Genomic DNA, 26473 nt, shown 5'->3' on the forward strand with positions numbered 1-26473 from the left:
AGACATTGCCACTAAAAAAACAATGTTATAGTATAACAAAACAATGGAAAATGTTATAACATATCAATTATTCGGCCAGTTGCAGTTGGTTGACCGAAAACCGTTGCCAGCGATTTCAGTAAAATCGGTATTCTTATGGGGAACAAGATGTTTAAAAAAACTATGATAGCCAGCGTCGTTGCTGCCGGCATGCTGGCCAGTCCGCTGATGGCAGAGACTATTTCCGGGGTGGTAACAGATGAAAATGGCCAACCCGTTGCCGGCGCAGAAGTTAGTGTTATTGGCGAAAACCAATTGATTGTTACTGATGCTAATGGCCGCTTTACCGTAACCAATCTCAGGACCGGAGAGGCTGAACTACATATTGAAGCCCGCCGTTTTGGCCATCGTAATTTCCGGTTTGACGTCCCTGCTCAGGGGCTGAGTGATGTTAGTCTGACTTTGCTTAGCAGCACCATTGAAGTTATCGACGTAACCGCCAGCCCGTTTCATGCCTCTGCTACTGAGTCTTCATTACCGGTTAGTGTGCTGGCTGGCGATGCCTTAAAAATGCGCCAGGCTGCCACTTTAGGTGATACCTTAAAAAATGAAGTTGGGGTGCACTCTAACTTTTATGGCAATGTGGCCAGCAGTCCTATTATCCGCGGCCTGGATGGGCCGCGGGTGCTGATTACCCAGAATGGTTTAGATGCCGGCGATGCGTCGCGGATAGGCCCGGATCACAGTGTAGCAAGCGAAACCAGTACCGCGACTCAGATTGAAGTGCTGCGCGGCCCGGCTACTCTGTTTTATGGCAGTGGTGCTATTGGTGGCGTGGTTAATGTGGTTGATCAGCGCATCCCTACCGATAACACCACCCGGGCTGAATGGATGGTCCAGCGCGAGTCAGTTAATGATGAAAAACTGGCATCTGGCTCATTGGTAAGTGGCGTCGACAATATTGGTTTATATATTGATGGTTTCTGGCGCGATAACGACAGTTACCGTATTCCGGGTTTTGCGGAAGCACAGCCGGATGACGATGCAGTAAAAGGCCGGGTTGATAATACCGCTGCCACGGCCAAAGGCTTTACCCTGGGCGGCAGTGTACTGCTGGATAACGGCTTCATTGGCTTATCTTACGGCCGGCTGGATCGTGAGTACGGTATTCCGGGGCATTCACACGGTGGTCATGGCGGCGACGATGAGCATGAAGGCCACGACCATGGCGACCATGATGAACACGAAGAGCACGGCGCTGAAGAAGAGGTGTATGCCGATCTGACTCAAAATCGCTATCAGCTGTTAAGCGAGCTGAATATTAACTCTGGCTTTATCCGGGCAATAAATACCAAACTGGCATTTACTGATTATCAGCATAGCGAAATTGAGAACGGTGAAATTGGTACCACCTTTAAAAACCGCAGCCATGAAGCGCGGATTGAAGTGTTGCACCGGACATTTCAGGATTGGCGTGGCGGCATAAGCCTGCACTATAAGTTCAGCGATTTTGAAGCACTAGGAGAGGAAGCGTTTACCCCGCCATCGGAAACCGAAATGCTGGCATTGGGTTGGGTAGAGGAGCGCCATATCGGTGACTGGTTGCTACAACTGGGTGCTCGTGTAGAGCGGGTAACCGTTGAGGCACCCAACGTGGTGTTGCCTGAGTTGGCGGCGCACGGCCATGATGAGCATGGGGCTGAAGACGAGCATGATCATGGCCATGGAGGCACGGAATATATCCGGGTATTTGACGTAAAACAGCGTTTTACGCCTTATAGCTTATCGGCCGGTGCAGTATGGGATTTTGCTGCAGGCTATAACATTGGTTTGTCGGCTTCGCATTCGCAGCGGGCACCTTCAGCAGCCGAATTGCTGTCGTTCGGGCCGCATATCAGTACCGCGTCTTATGAAATTGGTGCGCTGTTTGTGCAGGATGAGCATGGCTTTGAGCTAAATACTCAACCGATTGAGCTGGAAAAATCCAATAATCTGGATATTACCCTGCGTAAGTTCAGTGGTAACACCGGTTTTGTGTTAAACGCTTTTTATAACCGCATTGATAACTATTATTACCAGAAAAATACCGGCTTGTTTGCCGAAGATGGCCATGAAGAACATGCAGCCGAGGCTGCTGATGAGCACGAAGGTGAAATGCCGGTATATTTGTTCGCTGCGGCTGATGTAACTTTACACGGCCTGGAAGCACAATATGTCTGGCAAATTAATGATCCCTTTAAGCTGACTTTGCAGGGCGATTATATCCGCGCCCGGTTGCAGGACGGCGGTGATTTACCGCGGACTCCGCCGCTGCGCATAGCAGCAGAAATTGGCTATGAGCAAGATGCGATCAGTGCTGATTTACGTGCCACCCGTTATTTTAAGCAGAATAAAGTTGCCGAAATGGAACAGGCTACAGCAGGCTATACCTTGCTGGATGCCAGTGTAAGTTACCGTTTCGATGTTGGCCTGCAGGAACTGACCTTCTATCTGAAAGGCCAGAATCTGACCAACCAGACTGCGCGGGTTCATACCTCATTTTTAAAAGACTTAGCACCGCTACCAGGCCGCTCGCTGGCAGTGGGTTTGCGCGGTCGGTTCTGATTTTTTTGCAGTGGGGGATTCCTGGCCCGCTGCTTTTTTTATTTTTTGGGAGTTATTATGTTACAAACTAAATTGACCATGCTGGCGGTGCTGATTAGCGTCTCTTTGCTGAGCGGTTGTGGTGACAGTACCACCACTATTATTGAAAAAGACCCAATAGCGGTGGACGATGACCATGATCATGGCGACGACCATGATGACGAGCACGACCATGGTGCTGAAGGCAGTGCCGGCCGGCTGGTGATCTCCGCTATCGACAATGATTTTGTCCAGGTACTGACGTTACCGGAAAAAACCGAACTGGAAACCTTTTTAGTTACCGCTACCCCAAGTGCTATCGTTGCCTCTGGCGATAACCGTTATGCCGCTATAGTGCAACGTAACCAGGATTTAGTGCAGTTTATTGATGGCGGCTTGTGGCAGGAAGACCATGTTGATCATATGGATGATTTTCAGGCGGCACCGCGCTTAATGCCATTCCAGCTTGCACAGGTTAGGCCAACGCATTTCAGCGCGGCTGACGGCCAGTTAGCGGTATTCTTTGATGGTAATGCCACCACAGGTGCGGCGGCTGGCGTTGCCGTATTAACTGATGCTGACATTGGTGAAGATAGCAGCAATTATCCGCAACTGAGCTTAACCACCCATCAGCATGGCGCGGCTCAGGCCCGCGGTGAGTATTTGCTCAGTACGATTCGTGACGAAAACAGCAGCACTACTTTGCCGGACCAGGTGGGCTTGTATCATCAGCACGATGATCATTTTGATTTGGAGGAAACCTTCGCTGTTAGCTGCCCTAATTTACATGGCAGTGCCCAAAATCACGATTTTATTGCTTTTGGCTGTACCGATGGCGTCTTGCTGATTGAGCAAGTCGGCGATACCTTTACGGCCAGCAAATTGGCGAATACTGAAGATTTTACTGACACTATGCGGATTGGTACCCTGGCGGGTGATCACAGTGCCGGGCACTTTATCGGTATAGCGGGTAGCGCGGTTTTTGCCATTCATGCTGAAGATGCTGAAATGGAATTACTGGACTGGCAAGCTGATGCCGCTACCGCAATCTGGGGCTATGGTTTTGCTGAGCAGGGCGAAAAGTTTGTATTACTGGATAACACCGGCACCCTGACCATTTTTAACTATCATGGTCACGAGCATGCAGGTGAAGCAGAGCCTGCCTTTGAATTTGTTGCAAAACTGCCGTTAACTGCAGCTGATCTGGCTGATATGCCTGCCGGTGCCCGCTTCCAGCTGGCCATCTCTGCCGCTGACGATAAGGTGTATGTCACCGACCCCATCGCAAATCAGTTACATACTGTTGATCTGCACGATGCTGAGGTGGTTAGTACCAAGCAACTTAGCTTTACCCCGCATCGCCTGACGTGGCTGGGGGTGGCAAATCCATCGGATGATCATCACGATCATTAACCCGCTAAGCTATAGCGTATAAAAAACCGCTGCCAGGTAAACCCTGCAGCGGTTTTTTGTTACCGTTTTATACTTACTGTATTAAACGTGCTTAGCGTAAGTCAAAGCGATCGGCGTTCATCACTTTTACCCAGGCTTTGACAAAGTCTTGCACAAACTTCTGTTTATTATCATCCTGCGCATACACTTCAGCATAGGAGCGTAATATCGAGTTTGAACCGAATACCAGATCAACCCGGGTTGCAGTCCACTTTGTGGTGCCGGTTTTACGCTCTACGATATTGTACAAGTTACGTCCTGCAGGTTGCCAGGTGTAGTTCATATCAGTCAGATTAACGAAAAAGTCGTTAGTCAGTGCGCCAACATTATCAGTGAATACTCCGTGTTTAGTGCCATCGTAGTTAGCCCCTAACACCCGCATACCACCAACAAGCACTGTCATCTCAGCCGCTGTCAGACCAAGTAACTGAGTTTTATCAAGCATCAGTTCTTCAGGTTGCACGGTATAGTCTTTTTTCAACCAGTTGCGATAAGCATCATGTATTGGTTCTAACACCTCAAATGATTCAATATCCGTTTGCTCCTGACTTGCATCGCCACGCCCTGCTGCAAATGGCACATTTACTGCTACGCCCGCTGCTTTTGCCGCTTGTTCAATTGCCGTACTGCCACCTAACACGATCAGATCGGCAATGCTTACCTTTTTGCTTAAACCAGCCAGGATGTTTTCATATACTGCGAGTACTTTTTGCAGACGCTCCGGCTCATTACCCTGCCAGTCTTTTTGCGGTGCAAGGCGTATTCTGGCACCGTTAGCGCCGCCACGATAATCTGAACCACGGAAAGTGCGGGCACTATCCCATGCTGTTGCTACCAGCTCTGCTGTTGTTAAGCCGCTTTGGAGTATTTTTGCTTTCAGATCACTGATTTCAGTGTCACTTAAGCTGTAATCGACAGCAGGTACCGGGTCTTGCCAGATCAGATCCTCTGCTGGCACATCGGCACCCAGATAGCGACTTTTCGGTCCCAAATCACGGTGAGTCAGTTTAAACCAGGCGCGGGCAAAAACCTCTGAGAAATATTCGGGGTTTTTATAGAAATGCTCGGAAATTTTGCGATATTCCGGGTCCATCTTCATCGCCATATCAGCATCAGTCATGATGGGGTTGAGACGAATAGTCGGATCCTCAACGTCGACCGGCTTATCTTCTTCTTTAATGTTGATAGGTTCCCATTGCCAGGCGCCGGCCGGGCTCTTTTTCAGTTCCCAATCATAGGTAAACAATAAATAGAAATAGCCGTTGTCCCATTTTGTTGGATGAGTAGTCCAGGCACCTTCGATACCACTGGTCATGGTATCGCGACCAATGCCGCGGGTTTTATGGTTGTTCCAGCCCAGGCCTTGTTCTTCAAGCTCCGCTGCTTCCGGCTCTGGCCCTAAGTTTTCGGCTCTGCCATTACCATGGCATTTCCCTACGGTGTGACCACCCGCAGTTAACGCGACAGTTTCTTCATCATTCATCGCCATCCGTTCAAAGGTAACCCTTACATCATGGGCTGTTTTTAACGGGTCGGGCTTGCCATCGACACCTTCTGGATTAACGTAAATTAACCCCATCATTACTGCTGCCAACGGATTTTCCAGGTTACGTTCACCAGAATAGCGACTGCCGTCACTACCAGAGGGCGCCAACCATTCTTTTTCAGAGCCCCAGTAGGTATCTTTTTCCGGGTGCCAGATATCGGCGCGGCCACCAGCAAAACCAAAGGTTTTTAAACCCATTGATTCATAAGCCATATTACCAGCCAGGATAATTAAATCTGCCCATGACAATTTATTACCGTATTTCTGCTTAATCGGCCACAACAGGCGACGCGCTTTGTCGAGGTTGGCGTTATCAGGCCAACTATTAAGTGGCGCAAAACGCTGGTTACCTGTACCACCGCCGCCGCGACCGTCTGCAATGCGATAGGAACCGGCACTGTGCCATGCCATCCTTATCATCAGGCCACCATAGTGTCCCCAATCTGCGGGCCACCAGTCCTGGCTGCTGGTCATAAAATCTTTCAAGTCCTGTTTAACAGCTTCCAGGTCAAGTTTTGCAAATTCAGCAGCATAGTTAAAATCTGCTCCCAATGGATTAGTTTTGCTATCGTGCTGATGCAGAATGTCTAAATTCAGTGCTTTAGGCCACCAGTTCTTTGCATTTGAAGCGGCAGAAGTATTACCGCCATGCATTACCGGGCACTTTCCGCCGGTATTGTTGTTGCCGTTATCCATGTCTTACTCCTTGTGCTGTGCTAATAAAATGGGAATACAACAGGCTCCCGGTTTTCTATACAAGCAATTATAGACTTGATTTTTCAACTATTAAAGCAAGTTTTATGGGACAGCTTAATCGGTTTTTTTGATTGGTGGCGGCCGCTGGCTCCGCTACTCCCAGCGGGCGTCTTCTTCGCTAATATTAAAGGCAACAGCCTGGCCTTTTGCACCAAGCTGAACCACCCGTTTTGGTGAGCCATCGGCATGAAGTTCTACCAGGCCAATGCCCGCCATATTAAGCAAGCGCTCACCAGCTTTAGCAGTGTCGGGCTTATGTGGCACAATTTTCATCCGTCGCCGTTTGGTTAGCCAGTTTAATGGCGATCGTGGTGAATACAGCCAGCGGTTTAACCTGTCCAGAATATCCAGCAGCCGCCCCGGAAACTCGTTTTTTAAACCACTGCTGGTAATTTGCCAGATATCCGGCCCATGCTGGTGGCCGCGCAGGTGAACTTCATACACAAAAGAGTAATGCACGTCGCCGGAGAGAATAACAAAGTGCTTTGGTGTTTTTGGATGGCGGAACAAGTTCATTAATGCGTAGGCGGTGCCGCGGTGCGCCATCCAGTTTTCGGCATCAACCAATAGCGGTTTACCTAACAAAGTAAATAATTTTTGAATACCCTCAATCAGCTTTACACCAAACACCGGCGCCGGTGACACCAGTACCACCGCATCGTGGCCAATTAAATCTTGCTGTAACTCAGTAATCGCTTCCCAGTCAAGCAGGCCAGATGGTTTACCCAGGGCAACTTCTGAGCGCCAACGGCGGGTACGGGTATCCAATACCAGCAGCGGGGGTTCAGTAGGCCATTGATAGTGCCATTGACTAAAGCGTAATAACTCAGTGATCAATTGCTGATGCTGCGCACAACCGCTGTCTGTGAGCGCCTGTTCTGTCTGTTGCAGCAAATTGCTATCAAAACGCTCTGGTGCGTTTCCCCATGCCTGACATAGCAGATAGCCAATTAGCGCATTGCCAATTATGCGGCGTGAAAAGTCATGGTTATAAGCAGTTTGCTCCCATTTTGCGGTCAGATTCCAGTCGTCGGTGACATCATGATCATCAAAGATCATGGCGCTGGGTAAATGGGCCAACAGCCTTCTTACCTTAGCAAGGCCGACAGCAAATTGCTGAATAATATTTTGTTGTTCAGTATAGGTTTGCCGCTCGCTATCAGTCAGTGTTGCGCTCAGTGTTGTGCTGAGTTCTGTCGCATTAGTTTGCCAGCCAGCTGGCGACCACACCAGTAAGTACATACCAAGTACTTCTGCCAGACTGATAAGATGATTGCGCGCATTGTCTGAGGTGAAAACCGGCTTTTTCGCGCCTTTGAATACCTGAGTCAGCACGGCTTCTCCGGCATCGGTTTTTGGCAGCAAACTGTCGCGCCTATAATAGTAAGGGCTGTCCCGGTGTAATTCACTGGATTGACTGATTATCGAGCACGGCAGGCTTTCATCAGAAAAATCCAGCTGGTTTATTAATTGATGAATCGCTCTGAGCATCGGAGCGGCCACATCATCAGCATATATCTGGTCGCCACTTAACAGCAGTAACGCCGGCCATTGCTCTGCTGGCGTTTGCTGCAGGTGTAAGTCTGCGGCCAGCAGGCCATCATCGGCATCGAAATGCGGTTTACGGCATGAGCCATGCAACAGGCTTTGCAGTTTGGGTTGAATAACAAAACCGGGGTTGTTTCGTCCTGGATACACCAGGTCCGGTGCCCAGTGTTGCCAGCCCAACCAGGTTTCTTGCTCAGTCGCCAGCTGTAAGTCGTATTCAATCCAGCAACCGCTTGGTAAGGGCTGCTGCAGCGGAATATGAATCAGCTGCAAAAACAGCTTACCGGCGCAGCGCATGCTCTGACAATGCTGCTGCATTTGCGCTGCATCAAAATGGCGTACGTCTTGGTTGTTTGGGTAAAGATTTAACTGCAAGTGGACTGGCTGGCTGGTAGCCAGCCATAAGGTGACGCTGGTTGGCGTGACTGCGCGCAGCAGAGGACCTGCCAGTACCAGTGGCAAGCTATTATTGGCAGATGGCGCTGCTGCGTAAGCCGTCATTTATTAGTCATCTGAGCGTAACAAACTCTTCTGCACTGGTTGGGTGCAGTGCGACCGTACTGTCAAAATCAGCCTTGGTGGCCCCCATTTTCATTGCCACGGCAAAGCCCTGCAGTACTTCGTCCATGCCTTCGCCAATACCATGCAGGCCAACCACTTTTTCATTTTCGCCGGCACAAACCAGTTTAAAGCGGCTTAGTGCCCGGTGGCTGGTAATGGCGTTATACATGGCAGCAAAATTGGAGCGGTATACTTTAATGTTGTCTTCACCATATTGCTCGCGAGCCTGGGCTTCTGTTAAACCAATAGTACCGATTGGCGGATGGCTGAAGACGACGGTTGGAATTAACGAATAATCCATATGGGCATCCGGCAGTGCAGGATTAAATAAGCGCTCTGCTAACTGCCGGCCGGCTTTAATGGCAACCGGCGTAAGCTGGGCTTCACCGGTAATATCGCCTACCGCATAAATGCCTGTGACATTGGTGTTCTGATATTTGTCGGTACGGATAAAACCATCTTTATCGGTATTAACGCCGGCAGCTTGCAGGTTAATGTTGGCAGTAGCCGGCGCCCGGCCAATGGCCCAAATCAGGCAGTCTACGTCGGTAAATTCCACGTCGTTATCGCAGCTTACGGTTAACTTGCCATCGGCGTTTTTCAGCACTTGTTTGACGTTGGTATGCTTGTGCAGTTGTAGTTTGTCCTGGGCCATCCGCTCCAGCAGCATCTCGGTAATATCGGTGTCAAAGTCGCGCAGTGGCCTATCTTTGCGGATCAACAAGTGGCTGTCAGTACCCAGGGCGTGCAATACCCCGGCTATTTCTACCGCGATATAACCGGCACCCACTACTAAGGCTTTCTTCGGCTGGCGGGTTAAGGCAAAAAAGCCATCTGAATCGATACCATGTTCCGCCCCCGGTACGTCAGGGATTAATGGCTGGCCGCCGGTAGCAATAGTGATATGGTCTGCCGTAATATGTTCACCGTTTACCTCTACCGTATTGGCATTCACAAAGCGGGCGAAGCCTTCGATAAACTCCACGCCGTTACTGGCAAAACCACGCTGGTAACCTGCATGAATGCGCTCGATGTAGGCTTCACGGTTTTTCACTAATGTCGCCCAGTCAAAGCCGTTTTCTGTAAGCTTGAAACCATAGTCGGCACTATATTTAATGGCTTCAGCAATATGCGCGCCATACCACATTACTTTTTTAGGCACGCAGCCAACATTAACACAGGTGCCGCCAACCGCTTTGGCTTCAATAACCGCGGCACTGGCGCCCCGCATTGCCGCCCTGTTAGCAGAGGCAATGCCGCCACTGCCGGCACCTATTGCCAGATAGTTAAAATGCCTTGCCATAAACTATGCCCTTAATTTTAGAAAAACGATTTGCGGCTAAGCGCCGGATATAGGCAAGATATATGACTAACTAAAGCTAAAAACAAGCGTATTGCGACAAGCAACGCCGTCGCTGCCTTGACAAATGAGGCTGACAACCCAACATATGCATCATTATCAGCGCTATTCTCAGGACACTTCTATGCCGGATTCTTTATCAAAACCACAAGCCATGGTAGTAAGCAACAACCCGTTACTGACCTTTACCGATTTACCGCCATTCTCCCTTATCAAACCTGAGCAGGTTAAGCCGGCCGTTGAAGCGGCAATCACCACGTCGCGCCGGGCGGTAGAGCGGGTGCTAGCTGCTGGCAATATCAGCTGGCAAAGCCTGATAGAGCAACTGGAGCACGACAGCGACCAACTGGGCCGGCTCTGGTCGCCGGTGTCACATTTAAATTCTGTGGTGAACAGCCCCGAGCTACGTGAGGCTTATGAAAGCTGTCTGCCGCTGTTATCCGATTTCAGTACCTGGCTGGGGCAGCACGAGGGGCTATATCAAGCGTATCAGCAGCTAAAAAATAGCGACGAGTTTGCCGGCTTAACCCCGGCTCAGCAAAAAGTGATTACTAATGCCCTGCGTGACTTTAAATTATCAGGTATTGGCTTATCTGCAGCAAAGAAAAAGCGCTATGGCGAGATTCAAAGCCGCTTATCAGAGCTAAGCTCGACTTTTTCGAATAACACGCTTGACGCAACCGAGGCCTGGTTTAAACAGATCACTGACCAGGCATTACTCAGTGGTTTACCAGAAGATGCCCGCCTGGCTGCTGCTGAGGAAGCGAAAAGCCGCGAATTAGAAGGTTGGGTCTTTACCCTCGAGTTCCCGAGCTACATTGCGATTATGACCTACGCTGATAACCGGCAGTTACGCGAGGAATTTTACAGTGCTTATTGCACCCGTGCTTCTGATCAGGGGCCGCATGCCGGTCAGTTTGATAACAGTGCCATTATTGATGAGATTCTGGCATTAAAACATGAATTGGCGCAGCTGCTGGATTTTGACAATGCTGCTGAAGAGTCGCTGGTAACTAAAATGGCTGATAGCCCGGCCCAGGTGTTGGATTTTTTAACTGACCTGGCTCGCCGCGCTAAACCGCAGGCCCAGCAGGATTTAACCGAGTTGAGTGACTTTGCCTGTAAACAATCTCAGGCAGCAGAACTGGCAGCCTGGGATGTGACTTATTTCGGCGAAAAGCTGAAGCAAGCCAGATATTCAGTATCAGATGAGCAACTGCGGCCCTATTTTCCGGAAACCAAAGTGGTACCGGGACTGTTTAAGGTGGTTAATAAATTATTTGGGGTAACGGTTAGCGAACGAAAAGCTGTTGATGTCTGGCACCCGGATGTGCGTTTTTATGATATCACCGATAGTCATGGTGAGTTGCGCGGTAGCTTTTACCTGGATTTATATGCCCGCAGCCAGAAGCGCGGTGGTGCCTGGATGGATGATTGCCGCGGCAGACGCCTGTTGCCAGATGGCAGGGTGCAAACCCCGGTTGCTTATTTAACCTGTAATTTTAATAAACCAGTTGGTGGCAAGCCTGCACTGTTTACTCACGATGAAGTCGTCACCTTATTCCATGAATTTGGCCACGGCTTGCACCATATGCTGACCAAAGTAGATGCCGCAGCCGTTGCCGGTATTAACGGTGTGGCCTGGGATGCAGTAGAACTGCCAAGTCAGTTTCTGGAAAATTGGTGCTGGGCGCCTGAAGCACTGGCAATTATCTCCGGCCATTATCAGACCGCTGAGCCGCTGCCACAGGATTTGCTGGACAAAATGCTGGCAGCGAAAAACTTCCAATCGGCGCTGTTTTTAGTGCGCCAGCTGGAATTTGCATTGTTTGATATGCGGTTACATAGTGAATACCACGACTCTTATACCGGTGCAGTTGGTGCCCGGGTGCAACAATTGCTGGATGAAGTTCGCAGCGAAGTGTCTGTCATCGTACCGCCACGCTTTAATCGTTTTCAGCATGGTTTTGGCCATATTTTCGCCGGAGGCTATGGTGCCGGTTATTACAGTTATTTGTGGGCTGAGGTATTGTCAGCCGATGCATTCAGCCGCTTTGAAGAAGAAGGGGTGTTTAATCCGGCTACCGGCCGTGATTTCTTAAGCTGGATTTTAGAGCGTGGTGGCAGCGCCGAGCCTATGGAGTTATTTAAAGGCTTCCGCGGCCGCGAGCCATCTAATGAAGCCTTACTGCGGCATATGGGAATTGCCGGTTAAGCTGTTAACATTTAATTAATTGCTTATTCAGTTTTGCTCTGTCAGGATTAAACAAAAAGGAAAGTGGCGGATGAAATACCAAACAGCATTACTGGCAATATTCTTATTGGCGTTAACAGGTTGCCAGCAAGGCCAGGCAGCAAATGAAGAGCGGTTAGCGCCCGAGCCGTTAGTGGAGGCCATCGATCCGGTAAAAGACCCGATTGCCGCCGTAAAAGCGAAGGAGAAGCAAATGAGTTTAACAGCAGATCAAGATGTCGAGGCCTTAAGACGCGAAGCACTGGCGTTAATTGGTGACGCCAGCGCCGATGATAACAGGCAGTGCCGGGTAACAGGTTTTGGCCATAAACCTTGTGGTGGGCCGGCCCGATATATTGCCTATTCCACCAAAGACGGTAATGAAGCAGAGATTCTGGCAAAAATTGCGGCCTACAATGCTGCAGCCGAAGCAGAAAATATGCGGCTGGGCCGGATGTCAGATTGCGCCGTGGTGCCTAAACCTGCCGTAGAGTTGTCGGGTGGCCAGTGTAAACTGGTAGATAGCCTTAGTTACTAATAGCCAACAGTAAACAGCACGGAGCAGTATGGCAGGTACAGTAGAACATTTTACTGCTATTTATCAGCGGGCTTGTCAGCGTAAAGGCGGTGATACTGCGCTTAAGGCGTTAACCAGCAAGCCGCTGGCGCCTGCAACACTGGCACAGTTGCCTGATAACCAGCTACTGGCAGAGCTGACTAAAAAAGTATTTCAGTCAGGTTTTGTCTGGCGGGTAGTGCGACAGAAGTGGCCGGGTTTTTGCGAGCTGTTTTTCGATTTTGATATTGAAAAAGTGTTGCTGCTCAGCGATGAAATGCTGGAGAAAAAAGCGGCCGACCCACGGATTATCCGCAACTTAAGTAAAGTATTTACCATTCGCGATAATGCCCTGATGATTTTCAATGTCCAGCAACAAGAAGTCCAGCAACAAGAAGTCCAGCAGCAAGAAGCACAGCAGCAAGAAGTTCAGCAAGAGCAGCAAAGCTTTGCCCGCTTTATTGCCGACTGGCCCACTGACAATATTATTGGCTTGTGGGCTTACTTAAAAAAGCATGGCGCCAGACTGGGGGGGAACACCGGCCCCTATGCGCTGCGGGCTATTGGCAAAGATACCTTTCTGCTTACTCAGGATATTGAAGCTTACTTGCGGGCCTATGGTGTATTTGATGGCGGTATTAACAGCCAGCGCAGCCTGAAGCAAATTCAGCAACAATTTAATCTGTGGCAGCAGCAATCAGGGTTAAGTTTGCAGGAAATCAGTCAGATAGTGGCGCTGAGTTGTGGCGAAAATTATCTGGGTATGCAGCGTTGATGTCCTCTATTCCGCTGCTGCTAAACGCTGAGTTAAGCGCCAATTACGGCCAGCAGCTGCAACAGCAATTTGGGCTGAGTACAGTAACAGAGCCGGTTGGCTGGTACCTGAGTATGCAACAGGGGGCGCTGGTGCTGCTGAACACTACTTTGGCAAAACAGGGCGCTATTCTGGTTGATTTTGCCAGTGGCGCCAGCAGCTACCGGCGTCAGCACGGTGGTGGTAAAAGCGAAGCTATTGCCAAAGCGGTTGGTCTGAACAAAAGACCCAATTTAACAGTGCTGGATGCCACTGCCGGGCTGGGCCGGGATGCCTTTGTTTTAGCCAGCCTGGGCGCAACGGTAACGCTGGTAGAACGCAATCCGGTTGTCGCGGCTTTACTGGCAGATGGCTTGCGCCGTGCAGCTACTGAGTCGCACTTGAACAAAGTTGCAGCACGAATGCAGCTGCTGCATTGCCCGGCATTGCAGGCGTTAACCAGCAGCCCGGTGGTTGATGTGGTATTTTTAGATCCGATGTTTCCGGCCCGGGAAAAATCGGCGCAGGTTAAAAAAGAAATGCGTGCCTTTCATGACGTGGTAGGCAGTGATGACGATGCCGATAGCTTACTGGCACCGGCGCTGCAGCTGGCGCAAAAGCGGGTAGTGGTGAAACGGCCCGGCTATGCGCAGTGGTTGGCAGGCCGGGCGCCGACTATGAGCGTTACCGGCAAGAACAACCGGTTCGATGTTTATGTTAATGCCGCTTTCTAACAAGATAATCGAATTAATAATTTTAAAAAGCAAACTCAGGGGAAATACCAATGATTAAAACAGGCGATAAATTACCAGAAGTCAGTTTCTCGCAACTGACTAAAGAGGGCGTAATGAACCCGACCACCAGCCAGATTTTTGCTAATAAAAAAGTACTGATGTTTGCGGTACCTGGTGCCTTTACCCCAACCTGCTCTGCCGCCCATTTGCCCGGTTATATTGCGCTGGCCGACCAGATTAAGGCGAAAGGTGTTGATACCATTATCTGCACGGCAGTAAACGACGCTTTTGTGATGAGTGCCTGGGGTAAAAGCCAGAACGCAGAGGAGATTGTGTTTTTAGCCGATGGCGGTGCAGCGTTTCATAAAGCAGTTGGCCTGACCATGGAAACCGGCGATTTTGGCGGGGTGCGCTCGCAGCGTTATGCCATGCTGGTGGAAAACGGTGTAGTGACCAAACTGAATGTGGAAGCACCGAAAACTTTTGAAGTCAGCAAAGCCGAAGTGATGTTAGCGGCGCTGTAAAGAATTTTACGCGAGCTGGACTTTAAATAGGAAAATTCCAGCTTTTTTCACTCAGAAACTCAAAAGTCGTTGCTCTCACCAAAGTTTTTCTTATTCGAGCGGATTTGGCAAATATCAACCGTGATCAATCAACTTATTTTCCTATCCCTATTTTTCTTACAAAACACTGACATTAATTTGATTTTAAAAGGATATTCTTGATCTGCTGTTGAGTTTAAATGAGTTTAAATGAGTTTTTGTTAGCTTTCCTGAGCCCTTCGTGGGTAATTAAGACGATTAATTTTTAATAAGGTAAATAATGAAAACTCTATCAAAAAAAGCATTTTTGTTCGGCGCCGTAGCCTTAGGAATAGCGGCAAGTTCTTCAGCGAGCGAGCTTAACAGTGTTGGAGTAATAACGGATTTTAAAAGTGGTTTCGGTTATAACTTCGAGCTGCCTATGAACTGCGCACTGTTGGCAGGTAACAATAATTCAGGCTTGATCGTTGCTGGAGGGTACCAAAATAGGACGATAAAACGCATAGAATCCTACGCGACTGGCAATTTGTTGGATATAAGGGATCCAGGCTTTCCTGTAAAGTTTTTAACAGGTGAGAACAGATACGGTCCAATAGTTGTTGCAGATGATGGTTACACAATAAAGTATATGGATTCATACTCAAACAACACTTGGAAGTCAATACCAACACCACCTTTTAAGGTTGAAGGTATTGCGGGAAATAACCAAACTGGAATTGTAATATTTAATGATGGTGAAATTGCTTACCTAAGCAGCTATAGTGGATCGTGGGTTAAGAAAAGGCTGTTTGATGACTCTACTTCGCCACTATATGGTGAAATATCTTCAATATCTGGTAATAATACAGCTGGAATTTGGATTGTTAGACAGAATGGCTATGTGTATAAATTAAACAAGTATTCAGCAGTTATGGAGTGGGTAAGTTTTGGGAATGCAGACTATCCTTTTTATGGTGCTGAGGACGTTAGATATGCTGGTTATCCCTCAAATGGTTTAGTAATGATGCCTTATAGTTCAACCGGGTTTGATTTTTACAGCCATTATGGGCTGCAAGGTGACAGGTTCCGAAAGCTGAAGGGTGGTCCCTATGGCAGGGTGGAAAGTGGGGCAATGAATTTAGTCGGCGATCCAAGCGATGGAGTTGCAGTGTGTACTGACTCAGGTGTGTACTAGTTAAGAACTAAAGCATAGTGGCCAAGTAAATTTGGCCGCTATAGCCACTGCAAAAATTGAGTAAAACAAATATATTGTCATATAGTTAAGTTTCACCCGATAATAAAAAATTTCTTCTGATTAAAATCTTTTATTTTTGTTGTGCCTGTTCAAGTCCTATAGTCAGCAGAGGCCAGAGAAAATTTTGGCATTGGAACAACTTTGCTTAAAGTAAAGCCGATCAAGTAAGGCATTAGTTTTTAAAATAAGCTTGTCCCAGCGTTTTAGCAATATCTTTATGCTTACTTTGCTAACGCTATTAAACAATAAAGTTAACGAGCGAAAAGTCGTTTGTCCCCGAGCGCATCACATCACTTTGGACAGCGAGCGTAATTTACAATCTTACTGGCACTGGCAGACCAGATAAAAACCAAATGGGTGTATTCCGTTATTTGTATTGCGGTAAATGATGCTATTGTTATAAGCGTCTGGGGCAAAATCCAGAATTCCGAGGAAATTGTGTTTTTAGCCGATGGCGGTGCAGCCTTTCATAAAGCCGTTGGCCTGACCATGGAAACCGGCGATTTTGGCGGTGTTCGCTCGCAGCGCTACGCCATGCTGGTGGAAAATGGTGTGGTAACCCAGCTTAATGTTGAAGCGCCGAAAACCTTTGAAGTCAGCAAAGCCGAAGTAATGTTAGCGGCACATATAATATGTTAAAGCGTGATCAGTTGCTGATAGTCACTAATTACACTGCTTGAAGAGATTTTGGTATGTCAGTTTTATCGACGCTAAAGCGTCACTTGCAGCGCAAGTTTAAATCGTTAAGTGGCATCCCGCTACAATATACAGCATCGTCGGTATTGGCTAAGCAATGGTCCCGGCGGGCAAAGTTAAATCAGCGTAGTCATAATCTGGCGGGTGAGCTGATAGTAAATCTAACCTCATATCCACCACGTTTTGAGACGTTGCATCTAACCTTGAAATCTTTGTTGCTGCAACAAGTCGCAGCTGACAAAGTGGTATTGTGGCTATATCAGCCTGATTACCAGCAGCTGCCAGCAGACGTTTTAGCGCTTGAGCAGCAAGGGTTAACTATCAATTTGGTAGATCAGGATATAAAGTCTTACAAAAAGCTTATTCCTGCGTTGCAAGACTACCCTGATGCCTACCACGTCACTGCTGACGATGATATTTATTATCGTAATGACTGGCTGGCCGAGTTACTGGCCGGTTACCAGGGGGGCGAACGGGAAGTAGTGTGTCTGCGAGCTCACTATATCACCCTCGATAGCCAGAGTAACTTCCAACCTTACCGGTTCTGGCAGGCAAAAACTGAACAACGCGGGCCGGATAATCGCTTATTTTTTACCAGTGGCGCCGGTGCATTGTTCCCGCCAGGTGCATTGCACCCTGATGCAACTGATGCCGACAAATTTTGCCGTTTATCTCCGCATGGCGATGATATCTGGTTGTACTGGATGGCGACATTAAATGGTTGCGCTATCCATCGTACTGGTAGTAATAAAAAGCTGATCGTCTGGAAAAGTAGTAAGGCTGTGACTTTGTGGCAGCTCAACAAGCAACCCGATAGTGGTAATGACTTTCAAATTAATAACATGGTGCAAGAGTATGGCCAGCCGACGCTGGACAATTAAATCCAGCGGGCCAGCTCTGATGTTGCCAACTTATTTATTAATCAGCGCCGATTTGATCCGGCGAATGGTTTTGCGGATAACCGATACTTTACTGTCTTCTTTATAGCGGCCTTTTTCAGCGTGGCGAATAAGCAACAGGTTAGGCAGTGCTATTGGCACGCCCTGAGTGCCAAGTAGCCAGCGCACGGCGCGATCTTCGTAAGTTTTGGTCCAGTGGTATTTCGGTTTCTGATATACCGCTAAGTCATCACAATAGCCACAATTGCGTGCCACTTCACCATGTATTATCTGAATGGCTCCGGTGGCCCGGTCAAATTTACGCGGTTTAAATTTGCTTTTATCGACTTCCAGCAATGTGGTTTTATCTTTGCCGGCGGAAATCATCGGGTCGGCCTCGGTTAATAGTGGCGTTACCAGCAAGGTATCCGGAAACAGTAAAATTTCCTGGCGGCCTTTTAACAGCTGCTGCAGAGCGTCGAGGCAGTTCTCGTGAAACACCATATCGCAGTCGGCAAACCATACCCAGTCGGCTTTGGTCTCCTTAGCGGCACGATTGCGGCCTATGGCCCGGCGTAACAGTAATGGTGTTGGCAGCGGCTGAAAGTTCCACTCGACATTCGGTACCGACAGGGTTTGAAAATGTTGCAGTAATTTAGCGGTAGCTTCATCTTGTTCTGAGTAAAACACGGTAAAGCGCACTTGCATGCCTGTTGGCGGATACTTTACCAGTGAACTTAACTGATAAACAAAGAAGCGGGCATAGTTCCAGCAGTGGGTTACTATTTCCAGCTTGATATTGTCATGTACCACCGGCAGTTCACTTTTAACCGGCTGGTTTTTAATAAAAGCGCTGGCCGGAAAATAGCCTGAAGCTGCAAAACGCAGTAAAACTTCTTTAATATTATCGAGCAGGGTCGCTCTCTCGAAGGTAGTGTTGTCTGAATTGACGGTAGGCATGCACAGCTCCAGCGCGTGGCTTTACTTTGGTTTCTGGTAAGACAAACCGGCTTAAAAGGCAAAAAGTTTAGCATTAAAGCCAATATCACAACAGATTCTTTTGGTGTAGCCGGCTGATATTTGGCATCATAGCGCATTTCGGCAGCACGGCCTTACTGCCGGTTTAAATGGGATTTTACTATGGCTCAGGCGTTAAGCCGTGTGGCATATCAGCTACTGTTATATCTGGGACTGGTGCCTTTATTGGTTTATCTGGGCTGGCGCGCTATGCGTGACCGCCGCTACGGCCAGCGTCTGGCAGAACGTTTCGGCTGGCTGCCTGCTGGCTGTCAGGCCGGAGGTATAGTGGTGCATGCAGTCTCTGTTGGTGAAACTATCGCTGCCATCCCATTAATCAAACAATTACAACAGCAATATCCGAATCAGCCCATTACCGTAACCTGCACCACGCCGACTGGCAGCGCCACTATTCGCAGCCGGCTGGGTGATAGTGTGCAGCACTGCTATTTGCCCTTTGATTACCCTGGGGCAATCCGGCGCTTTATTAATAATTTACAGCCGCAACTTATTGTTATTGTTGAAACGGAGCTGTGGCCTAACCTGCTACAGCAGTGTCATAAGGCAATGATCCCTACGGTATTGGTGAACGCCCGCTTATCGGCCCGTTCAGCCAAAGGTTACCGCCGCTTTGCCTGGCTTACCCGGCCAGCACTGCAGCAGGTTAGCTTATTGCTGGCGCAGGACAAAGCCAGCGCCCGGCGCTTTCGGGCGCTTGGCCACAGCCAGGTGCAGCTTTGCGGAAATTTAAAGTTTGAGATGCGGCTGCCGGATAATCTGGATGCTATCAGTGCGGCACTGGCACCAGCGCTCAGCGCCCGACTGGTGTGGGTTGCTGGTAGTACTCATGAAGGTGAGGACGAGCAACTGTTAGGGTTGTACCGCCAATTACAGCGCCAGTTCAGTAACTTACTTCTGGTGCTGGTGCCGCGCCATCCGGAGCGTTTTAATAAGGTGGCAGGCCTGACTACTGAGGCCGGCTTGCAGTTGTGGCGTCGCAGCGACGGTGGCATGCCCGCCGTGACAACTGAAGTGGCCTTAATTGACAGCATGGGCGAGTTGCTGGCCTGGTATCAGCAGGCCAGCTTGGTGTTTATTGGTGGTAGTTTAATTAATCGTGGCGGCCACAACCCATTGGAAGCCATTTGTTTTGGCAAGGCCGTGCAAACCGGGCCGCACTACTTTAACTTTGCTGATGCTTATAACCAGCTGGCGCAACGCCAGGCAGTCAGCGTTGTCCAGAATGTTGCTCAGTTACAGCAAAATACTGCTGCGTTACTGGCCGATACAGTGTTGCGGCAACAGCAGGGCGAGCGGGCGCGCCGTTTTTACCAATCGCAACAGGGAGCCGTTGCGCGCAGCAGCAAGGCGATAGCAGCTCTGTATGGTGATAGTCTGCTGAATGTGCAGCGCCACGCTGCCGGCAGCGAATTATATTGGTACCGGTCGGATTGGTTTGACAGCATTAGTGCAGAGCAGTTTGACCCGCTTTGGTGGCAGCAACAACATGCAGTAACGGGTAGCTCTGCTGGCCGCAATACCGCCTGGTTTGTGCAGCATCGGCAGCAGCAGCTGGTGTTACGTCATTATTATCGTGGCGGCCTTGCCGGTAAATTGAATAAAGACCGTTTTTTCTATCAGAGCGCATTGTACAGCCGCGCCATGCAGGAGTTCAGCTTATTGCAATGGATGCGTCAGCAAGGGTTGGCGGTGCCCAAACCAGTAGCGGCACGCTATCAGCAGCATCGCCTGAGTTATCAGGCCGACTTGCTGATTGAGCGGATTAGCGATGCCCGCGATCTGGCGACCATATTACATACCGGGCGGGCGCTGACAGATAACGAATGGCAGGCTGTTGGCACGGCGATAGCCCGTTTACACAAAGCCGGCGTAGATCACACCGATTTAAACTGCAGGAACATTCTGCTAGACCAAAGCGGCACGGTATGGCTTATCGATTTTGATAAATGCCTGCGCCGGCCAGCTGGCGACTGGCAGCAACACAATCTGCAACGGTTACTACGCTCATTGCATAAAGAGCAAGCCAAACTTAGCCCCTTTCACTGGCAGCTTGCTGCCTGGCAACATGTGATTAATGGTTATCAGCAACAAAAAGTGCCGTTAAACCCACATAACTAGCGCTTTGTCGCAGTTTTAGGGGGTCGTTTTACCATTATTTAACGCTTATATAATGGATTAAGCTGTTGGTGTCTTAGTTGAACTTTGGTATAACTATGACAGCGGAGGGGCATCTATGCGGCTAAATATAATAACAACGGCATTGCTCGCAGTCAGTTTGGTGGCAGCAGCAGATAATTCCGAAATAATGGCAGAAGCGAAAACTGCTTTTGAGGATGGCAGGTACGCCAGAGCAGTAGAGCTCTGGCAGGATCTGGCCATGGAGGGGGTGACTGCAGCCCAGTTTGAACTGGCTAAAGCCTATTCTTTAGGCCAGGGGGTAGAACAGGACCCGCTGCAGGCTTCTTACTGGCTGGAGCAGGCTGCATCAAGCAGCACTGATTTTGCGGAGTTGGCGGCTGCCCGGCGTGATATAGAGCTGGGTGCTGAACAGCTTAAGGCTGAACAAACTCCCCCGGTGACCAGAACTGCTTCTGCTCCTCAGCAAATAGTGGTAGCTGCGGCACCCGCTACCCCTGCTGCGGGTGGTAATGACGGCTCTGAACTAAGGCTGGGCACCAGCAACCCGGCGGCAGCTATGGCGGCAGCGAAAAGCAGCCAGGACCAGAGTAACGAAAATGTTGCTGCTGAACGTAGCGCCGAAAAAACCATCAGTAACGCACCAGTGGCGACATCCAATGTCAGCTCTGTTGATGTTGGCTCAGCCGATTTTAATACCGGCATGCGAGCCTTTAATCGCGAAAATTATAGTGAGGCGTTAGCGCAGTGGTTGCCACTGGCTCAAAATGGCCACCTCGATGCCCAGTTTAATCTGGCTGCACTTTATGCCAACGGCCATGGTGTTGCCGTAGATTTTACCGAAGCTGCTAATTGGTTTGTGGCGGCAGCCGAGCAAGGTATGGCTGCGGCCCAATATCATCTGGCGACGTTATTTGCCAATGGCCGTGGTGTTAGTAAAGATGATGCCCAGGCTGTTTATTGGTATAACCAGGCGGCAGCCCAGCAACATGTGCTTGCCCAGTACAACCTTGGTTATATGTATGCTAATGGTCGTGGAGTCAAACCGGATGAGCGCGCTGCGCTGAACTGGTTTGAAAAAGCCGCTACTCAGGGCGATGTTGATGCGCAGTTTATAGTTGCTAACCGCTACAACGATGGTCGCGGTGCAGCAGTCGATATGGCCCAGGCTGCCCGGTGGTACCAACTGGCGTCAGCCCAGAACCATACCCGGGCAGCGTATCAGCTTGGATTATTATACCGTGATGGCAAAGGCGTCAGTAAGAACGACGATACTGCCTTTAAATTATTTTTAAAAGCCGCCGAACAGGGTTTAGCTGCTGCCCAGCGTGAAGTGGGTGCCAGTTATCTGGACGGGCGTGGCATCCGCGCCAATACCACCCGAGCCAAAGAATGGCTGGAACAGGCCGCTGCCCAGCAGGATGGCGATGCCAGTTATTATCTGGGGATGTTATTACAACAGAGTAGTGGCCGGCAGGAAGATTTAAACCGGGCCGCTGACTTATTTGAGCTGGCTGCCAGCCAGGGTTCGGCTAATGCGCAGTATCAGCTAGGTTTAAGTTATGCCAATGGCAATGGCGTCGTGGCAGACGAAGCTCAGGCATTTAAATGGTTTGAAGCGGCTGCCAAACAAGGCCTGGCAATAGCGCAATACACAGCAGCGCTGCGGCTGGCCAATGGCACTGGTACTGCCCAGGATGACGCAGCAGCTGTTAGCTGGTATCAGCAGGCGGCAGCGCAGGGCGAAGTATTTGCCATGTATAACCTCGGTTTTATGTACGCCAATGGCCGTGGTGTGCCGCAGGACGATCAGCAAGCCGTGTATTGGTATCAGAAGGTAGCAGAAACCGGTGATGCTGATGCTCAGTTTAATATGGGGCTGCGGTTTGAAACGGGTCGTGGTGTTAAGCAAAATGATCAGCAGGCTGTGTATTGGTATCAACTCGCTGCCGACCAGCAACATAGCAGGGCCCTGGCTCATCTGGGCTGGTTATATGAGAAAGGTTATGGCGTGCCGCAGGATGAAGCCCGGGCGTTAGCGCTGTATCAGCGTTCGCTGGATGCCGGCGTGCCACGGGCGCTTACGGCGCTGGGTATGTTTTATAAAAATGGCCGGCTGGTAAAAGCGGATGACAGAAAAGCGGTGGAACTGTTTACTCAGGCGGCAGAGCAAGGTTATGCCACCGCGCAATACAATCTGGGTTGGATGTATGAAAACGGCCGCGGGGTTGGCCGTGACTTGATAAAAGCCCGTGATTATTATCAGCTGGCTGCAGCGCAAGATGAGCCATTAGCCAAAGCGCAACTTTACCGGTTACTTAATCCTTAATTGCATTAAACCTTAGAAGCATAAAAAAGGGCGCCATTGGCGCCCTTAGTATTTCCGGCTTAGTTAACTTAAGGCTTATATTCTACTACCAGTTTTAAACCGCTGAAGCTGCTGTATGCCCGCAGGCTGATATGGTAAACAGCGGCCTGAGGATTGCTGAAGCTACAGCTTTCATTATTACCGGTTTTATATGGCCGGCAATCGTAACTGGTTGTAGTTGGCTGGCTGCCGCGGCGCACGTATAAATCAGCATCGCCAGTACCACCAGAGCTGTTAACTGTCAGCGAGCTCATGCCAGCAGGTACCGTAATAGTGTAATGCAGCCAGTTATTTCTGGTCGCACTCAGGTTTTCCAGAGTACCACCGCCGCCAGTAGCACCACCGCTGGCCGGAGCAGTATAATCAGCTACCAGTGACACGCCAGAATATGCGCTGTAAGCATTGATCATTACATGATAAACACCTGCTTGCGGTGCAGCAAAGCTACAGCTTTCAGCATTGCCGCTTCTGTATGGGCGGCAATCGTAGCTGGAGGTAGTTGGCTGGCTGCCAAAGCGAACATATAAATCAGCATCACCACTACCACCTGACATATTAAAGCTCAGGTTGGTGGCCCCTGCGGGTACCGTGATAGTGAAATAACTACTTGAGCCTGTTGCGCCAGATAAATTGGTTTCAGCAACTGCTTTTACCAGTTCACCGTCGGCCGGAGGCGTTGGATCAGTGCCACCATTACCACCACCATTGCCGTCACAGCCTTGCTGGTTAATGTAGTCGTAGGCCGCTTTTGTCCGCACCAGACCATGGCCGTAAGAATTATCACGACCCGCAGTGCCAAGATCTTCTGCTGTTACTGCCAGCACGTTACGGATCTGGGCATTAGTACATTGCGGGAAATGGCTCCACAGCAATGCGGCGACACCGGCAACATGTGGCGACGCCATAGAGGTACCGCTCATCAGGCCATAATTGCTGGCACCTGAACTAAGGTAAGCGGTCTGACCAATGCGGCTCATCAGTGCCTGCCCTACTGCCTGCGTTACCGCCAGTGCCGGAATGGTTGTACCCGGGTTATCGCCAAGGGTGCCACCAAAATCGCCCGTGGTGTTGTTATAAATAATAGCGGCTACACCACCACCATTTTCACACGACTGGACTTTCTGGACGAAACTGACATTACCGCGTTCAATAACACAAATCTTGTTAGCTACACTGGTACAGGTAGTTTCGCCCAGGCCACAGCTGGCCAGTGCCGCGTTGGCATCGCCATCAGTAGAATTGGTCATGGGTGAGCTGGCGTAGTCGGTAGTGCCAACGCTCAGGATAGCTTCCAGGCCAGTGCCTTCAGGGTAGGTTGAACGAATATCAACACCTGGACCAGCCAGTTCTACCTGAGTATTGCGCTGAGAGAAACTTGCCAACTGCTTATTGCTGTCAATAGCGGCGACAGAGATTACTGAGTCGTACGAAGCGGGGTAAGACATCGTAGTATTGCCGTCATTACCTGCAGCAGCAACTAACAACACGCCCTGGTCAAAAGCAGCCTGCATGGCGTTACTTTCGGTGGTGTTTGAACCGCCGCCGCCCAGGCTCATATTTATAACGGTAGAGCCGTTACTGACACAGGTGTTAACGGCGCTGGCCAGGGTAGAGCTGTAACCCCAACCGGCTTCGTTAAATACCTTAATAATATGAAGTTTTACATTGCCATTTGGCAAAACACCAAGCATACCGGTAGTATTATTTAACGCAGCAATGGTACCGGCAACGTGCGTACCGTGCGGGCCACCATTGTCATACCAGTTACCGGTGCCAGAGTTATTGGTACCGGTAATATTGCCGCTCAGGAAGTCTTCATGCGGCAGGTCTAAACCAGAGTCAATAACACATACTTTCTGGTTCGAGGCAAACTGATCACTAACCTGATTGGCCTGCACCATGGTGTAACCATAAGGCACTTGTTGCGCCATAGGATAACGTTTTAAATCTTCTTCAATATACTCAACACCAGGGTCTGCTTGCAATGTAACCAGATCAGCGTCGGTTAAGTCAGCCGCAATGGCAGACTGCTGCGCCAATACCAGGTGCACCCGTAAACCTTTACCTTGTAGTTTGTTGGCCACTTGCTGCAGGGCATAAGCCGCCTGAGGTGACGCATTACCCGGACCTGCATTCTGGTTTGATAACACAGCGCCAGCCAAAGCTTCTTGCTTATATTTAATGATGTAACGTTTGCCTGATTGGTTGTCCAGTGAGGCAAACTGTTTGTTTTTATCTGCGGCGCCGGCTTTGGCCGGGGCGGCGCTGGCATATGGCCGGGCCTGGTCGGCATCAGCCAACGCAACCGGAGCCATCAGAACAGTAGCGGGTATACATAACACCGCGAGCTTACTAAGTTTAAATTTTGGTTTATACATGGATACACTCTTGTTGTTTATAGTAGTTAACAGAACAATTTTTTTATATTCCTGGATGTGATTACCGCAAGGCGCAAACCAGCGTCAAAATCAAAACCACTATTATCCAAAGTGTAACTAAGTGTAAATCCGTGAAATGGTGACAACTGTTAATGGTTTTAGCGGGTACTTTCTCCTGTTCCTGAAAAAGGGCTTTATAATATCTGCTGAAAAAAGCAACAAGTCAGACAGGACAGGCCAGTCAGCGCAGTAGTGCGTTACAGTTCAGCTATCACCTTATAATTAATTGTTATTAGTTAGTAATAAACTGCATAAGGACTGCTGTATTAACTTGCAGCAATTATCTGCAGTTAATTGCATCTGACCCGCCAGTCGCCGACAATAGCCACTTTTCAGCAGAAAGGCAGCAGAGCATGCAGCAGTGGGATGTAATCGTAGTAGGCGCCGGTGCCGCAGGCCTGATGTGTGCAATAGAGGCTGGTAATCGCGGTCGTAAAGTGTTGGTACTCGACAACGGTAAACGGCCGGGCCGGAAAATATTAATGTCGGGTGGTGGTCGCTGCAACTTTACTAATATCTACACCAGTCCGGATAACTTCCTTTCGCAAAACAAACATTTCTGTAAATCGGCGCTTAGTCGCTACACCCAGTGGGATTTTATCGCCCTGGTGCAAAAGCACGCTATTCCTTATCACGAGAAAACCCTTGGCCAGTTGTTTTGTGATGACTCGGCCAAAGATATCGTCGAGATGCTACTTGCTGAGGCCAAAGCGGCCAATGTGCAGATTGATCCGTACCAACACTTTTGGACACCTTGCTAAGTGAGTACAATCGCTTAACGAGGTGAATAATGTCAACAAAGAAAGTCCGTAAAGTCCATACCGCTGAATTTAAAGCTGAAGCCCTGAAACTAGCTGATAAGATTGGCGTTGCAGCCACAGCAAGAGAGCTGAAGCTGCATGAGTCTCAGTTATATAATTGGCGCTCAGCAGCCGAGAAAAAGTCTACGACCAGTGACCGTGAATCCGAGCTTGCTGCTGAAGTTGCCCGTTTGAAGCGCCAA

At 49.4% G+C, this 26473-nt stretch carries 18 protein-coding genes and 1 pseudogene; 14 read left to right on the plus strand and 5 right to left on the minus strand.

Annotated features, from left to right (window positions below; all coding sequences use genetic code 11):
- The first annotated feature begins 147 nt into the window (after positions 1–147).
- Entirely contained in the window at positions 148–2583 is a 2436-nt protein-coding gene (locus H141_RS0115270) for a TonB-dependent receptor (protein ID WP_019677153.1), read from the plus strand.
- Between the two features lie 57 nt (positions 2584–2640).
- Positions 2641–4014 carry a hypothetical protein gene (locus H141_RS0115275; RefSeq protein ID WP_019677154.1) on the plus strand — a complete coding sequence of 458 codons (1374 nt, stop codon included), beginning with the start codon at positions 2641–2643 and terminating at the stop codon, positions 4012–4014.
- Between the two features lie 91 nt (positions 4015–4105).
- Here the strand turns inward: H141_RS0115275 and katG are convergent, their stop codons facing one another.
- From katG to gorA, 3 genes are all read right to left on the minus strand, one after another.
- Positions 4106–6295, minus strand: a complete 2190-nt coding sequence (gene katG / locus H141_RS0115280) for a catalase/peroxidase HPI (RefSeq protein WP_019677155.1) — start codon at positions 6293–6295, stop codon at positions 4106–4108.
- A gap of 153 nt (positions 6296–6448) precedes the next feature.
- The gene (locus H141_RS0115285; protein WP_019677156.1) at positions 6449–8404 is read right to left on the minus strand and encodes an alkaline phosphatase D family protein; all 1956 of its coding nucleotides are present in this window, start codon (positions 8402–8404) and stop codon (positions 6449–6451) included.
- A 7-nt stretch (positions 8405–8411) separates the two neighbouring features.
- Positions 8412–9767, minus strand: coding sequence for a glutathione-disulfide reductase (gorA, locus tag H141_RS0115290; RefSeq protein WP_019677157.1), 1356 nt, complete (start codon positions 9765–9767; stop codon positions 8412–8414).
- 181 nt (positions 9768–9948) lie between these two features.
- Here gorA and prlC point away from each other — a divergent pair, with 181 nt between their 5' ends.
- From prlC to H141_RS20990, 8 genes are all read left to right on the plus strand, one after another.
- A complete protein-coding gene (prlC, locus tag H141_RS0115295) occupies positions 9949–12039 on the plus strand; it encodes an oligopeptidase A (RefSeq protein ID WP_019677158.1) in 2091 nt (696 codons plus the stop codon).
- A gap of 70 nt (positions 12040–12109) precedes the next feature.
- On the plus strand, positions 12110–12595 hold the full coding sequence (locus H141_RS0115300; protein ID WP_019677159.1) for a hypothetical protein: 486 nt from the start codon (positions 12110–12112) through the stop codon (positions 12593–12595).
- Between the two features lie 28 nt (positions 12596–12623).
- Positions 12624–13388, plus strand: coding sequence for a DNA-3-methyladenine glycosylase I (locus tag H141_RS0115305; RefSeq protein WP_019677160.1), 765 nt, complete (start codon positions 12624–12626; stop codon positions 13386–13388).
- Entirely contained in the window at positions 13388–14140 is a 753-nt protein-coding gene (locus tag H141_RS0115310) for a class I SAM-dependent methyltransferase (protein WP_019677161.1), read from the plus strand. Before H141_RS0115305 ends, H141_RS0115310 begins: the two co-directional genes overlap by 1 nt.
- A 50-nt stretch (positions 14141–14190) precedes the next feature.
- Positions 14191–14664, plus strand: coding sequence for a peroxiredoxin (locus H141_RS0115315; RefSeq protein ID WP_019677162.1), 474 nt, complete (start codon positions 14191–14193; stop codon positions 14662–14664).
- 298 nt (positions 14665–14962) lie between these two features.
- Positions 14963–15856 carry a hypothetical protein gene (locus tag H141_RS0115320; RefSeq protein WP_019677163.1) on the plus strand — a complete coding sequence of 298 codons (894 nt, stop codon included), beginning with the start codon at positions 14963–14965 and terminating at the stop codon, positions 15854–15856.
- A 390-nt stretch (positions 15857–16246) separates the two neighbouring features.
- The gene (locus H141_RS20430) at positions 16247–16555 is read left to right on the plus strand and encodes a redoxin family protein (protein WP_338021169.1); all 309 of its coding nucleotides are present in this window, start codon (positions 16247–16249) and stop codon (positions 16553–16555) included.
- Between the two features lie 53 nt (positions 16556–16608).
- Positions 16609–17493 carry a glycosyltransferase family 2 protein gene (locus H141_RS20990; RefSeq protein WP_157610961.1) on the plus strand — a complete coding sequence of 295 codons (885 nt, stop codon included), beginning with the start codon at positions 16609–16611 and terminating at the stop codon, positions 17491–17493.
- Between the two features lie 30 nt (positions 17494–17523).
- Here the strand turns inward: H141_RS20990 and H141_RS0115335 are convergent, their stop codons facing one another.
- On the minus strand, positions 17524–18450 hold the full coding sequence (locus tag H141_RS0115335) for a glycosyltransferase family 2 protein (RefSeq protein ID WP_019677166.1): 927 nt from the start codon (positions 18448–18450) through the stop codon (positions 17524–17526).
- Between the two features lie 180 nt (positions 18451–18630).
- On the opposite strand from H141_RS0115335, the gene waaA reads away from it, so the two are divergent.
- Together waaA and H141_RS0115350 are read left to right on the plus strand one after the other, a co-directional pair.
- Entirely contained in the window at positions 18631–20646 is a 2016-nt protein-coding gene (waaA, locus tag H141_RS0115345; RefSeq protein ID WP_019677168.1) for a lipid IV(A) 3-deoxy-D-manno-octulosonic acid transferase, read from the plus strand.
- Positions 20647–20761: 115 nt separating this feature from the next.
- Positions 20762–22993: an SEL1-like repeat protein gene (locus tag H141_RS0115350; protein ID WP_019677169.1), complete on the plus strand. Its 2232-nt coding sequence runs from the start codon at positions 20762–20764 to the stop codon at positions 22991–22993.
- A 68-nt stretch (positions 22994–23061) separates the two neighbouring features.
- Here the strand turns inward: H141_RS0115350 and H141_RS0115355 are convergent, their stop codons facing one another.
- Entirely contained in the window at positions 23062–25410 is a 2349-nt protein-coding gene (locus H141_RS0115355; protein ID WP_019677170.1) for a S8 family serine peptidase, read from the minus strand.
- 413 nt (positions 25411–25823) lie between these two features.
- On the opposite strand from H141_RS0115355, the pseudogene H141_RS0115360 reads away from it, so the two are divergent.
- Both H141_RS0115360 and H141_RS0115365 read left to right on the plus strand, forming a co-directional pair.
- A pseudogene (locus H141_RS0115360) lies at positions 25824–26198 on the plus strand (FAD-dependent oxidoreductase); the annotation flags it as partial.
- A gap of 62 nt (positions 26199–26260) precedes the next feature.
- A partial coding sequence (locus tag H141_RS0115365) for a transposase (protein WP_019677172.1) occupies positions 26261–26473 on the plus strand: 213 nt, incomplete at its 3' end.

The organism is Arsukibacterium perlucidum DSM 18276 (genome assembly GCF_000382165.1).
Taxonomy (GTDB): Bacteria; Pseudomonadota; Gammaproteobacteria; order Enterobacterales; family Alteromonadaceae; genus Alishewanella; species Alishewanella perlucidum.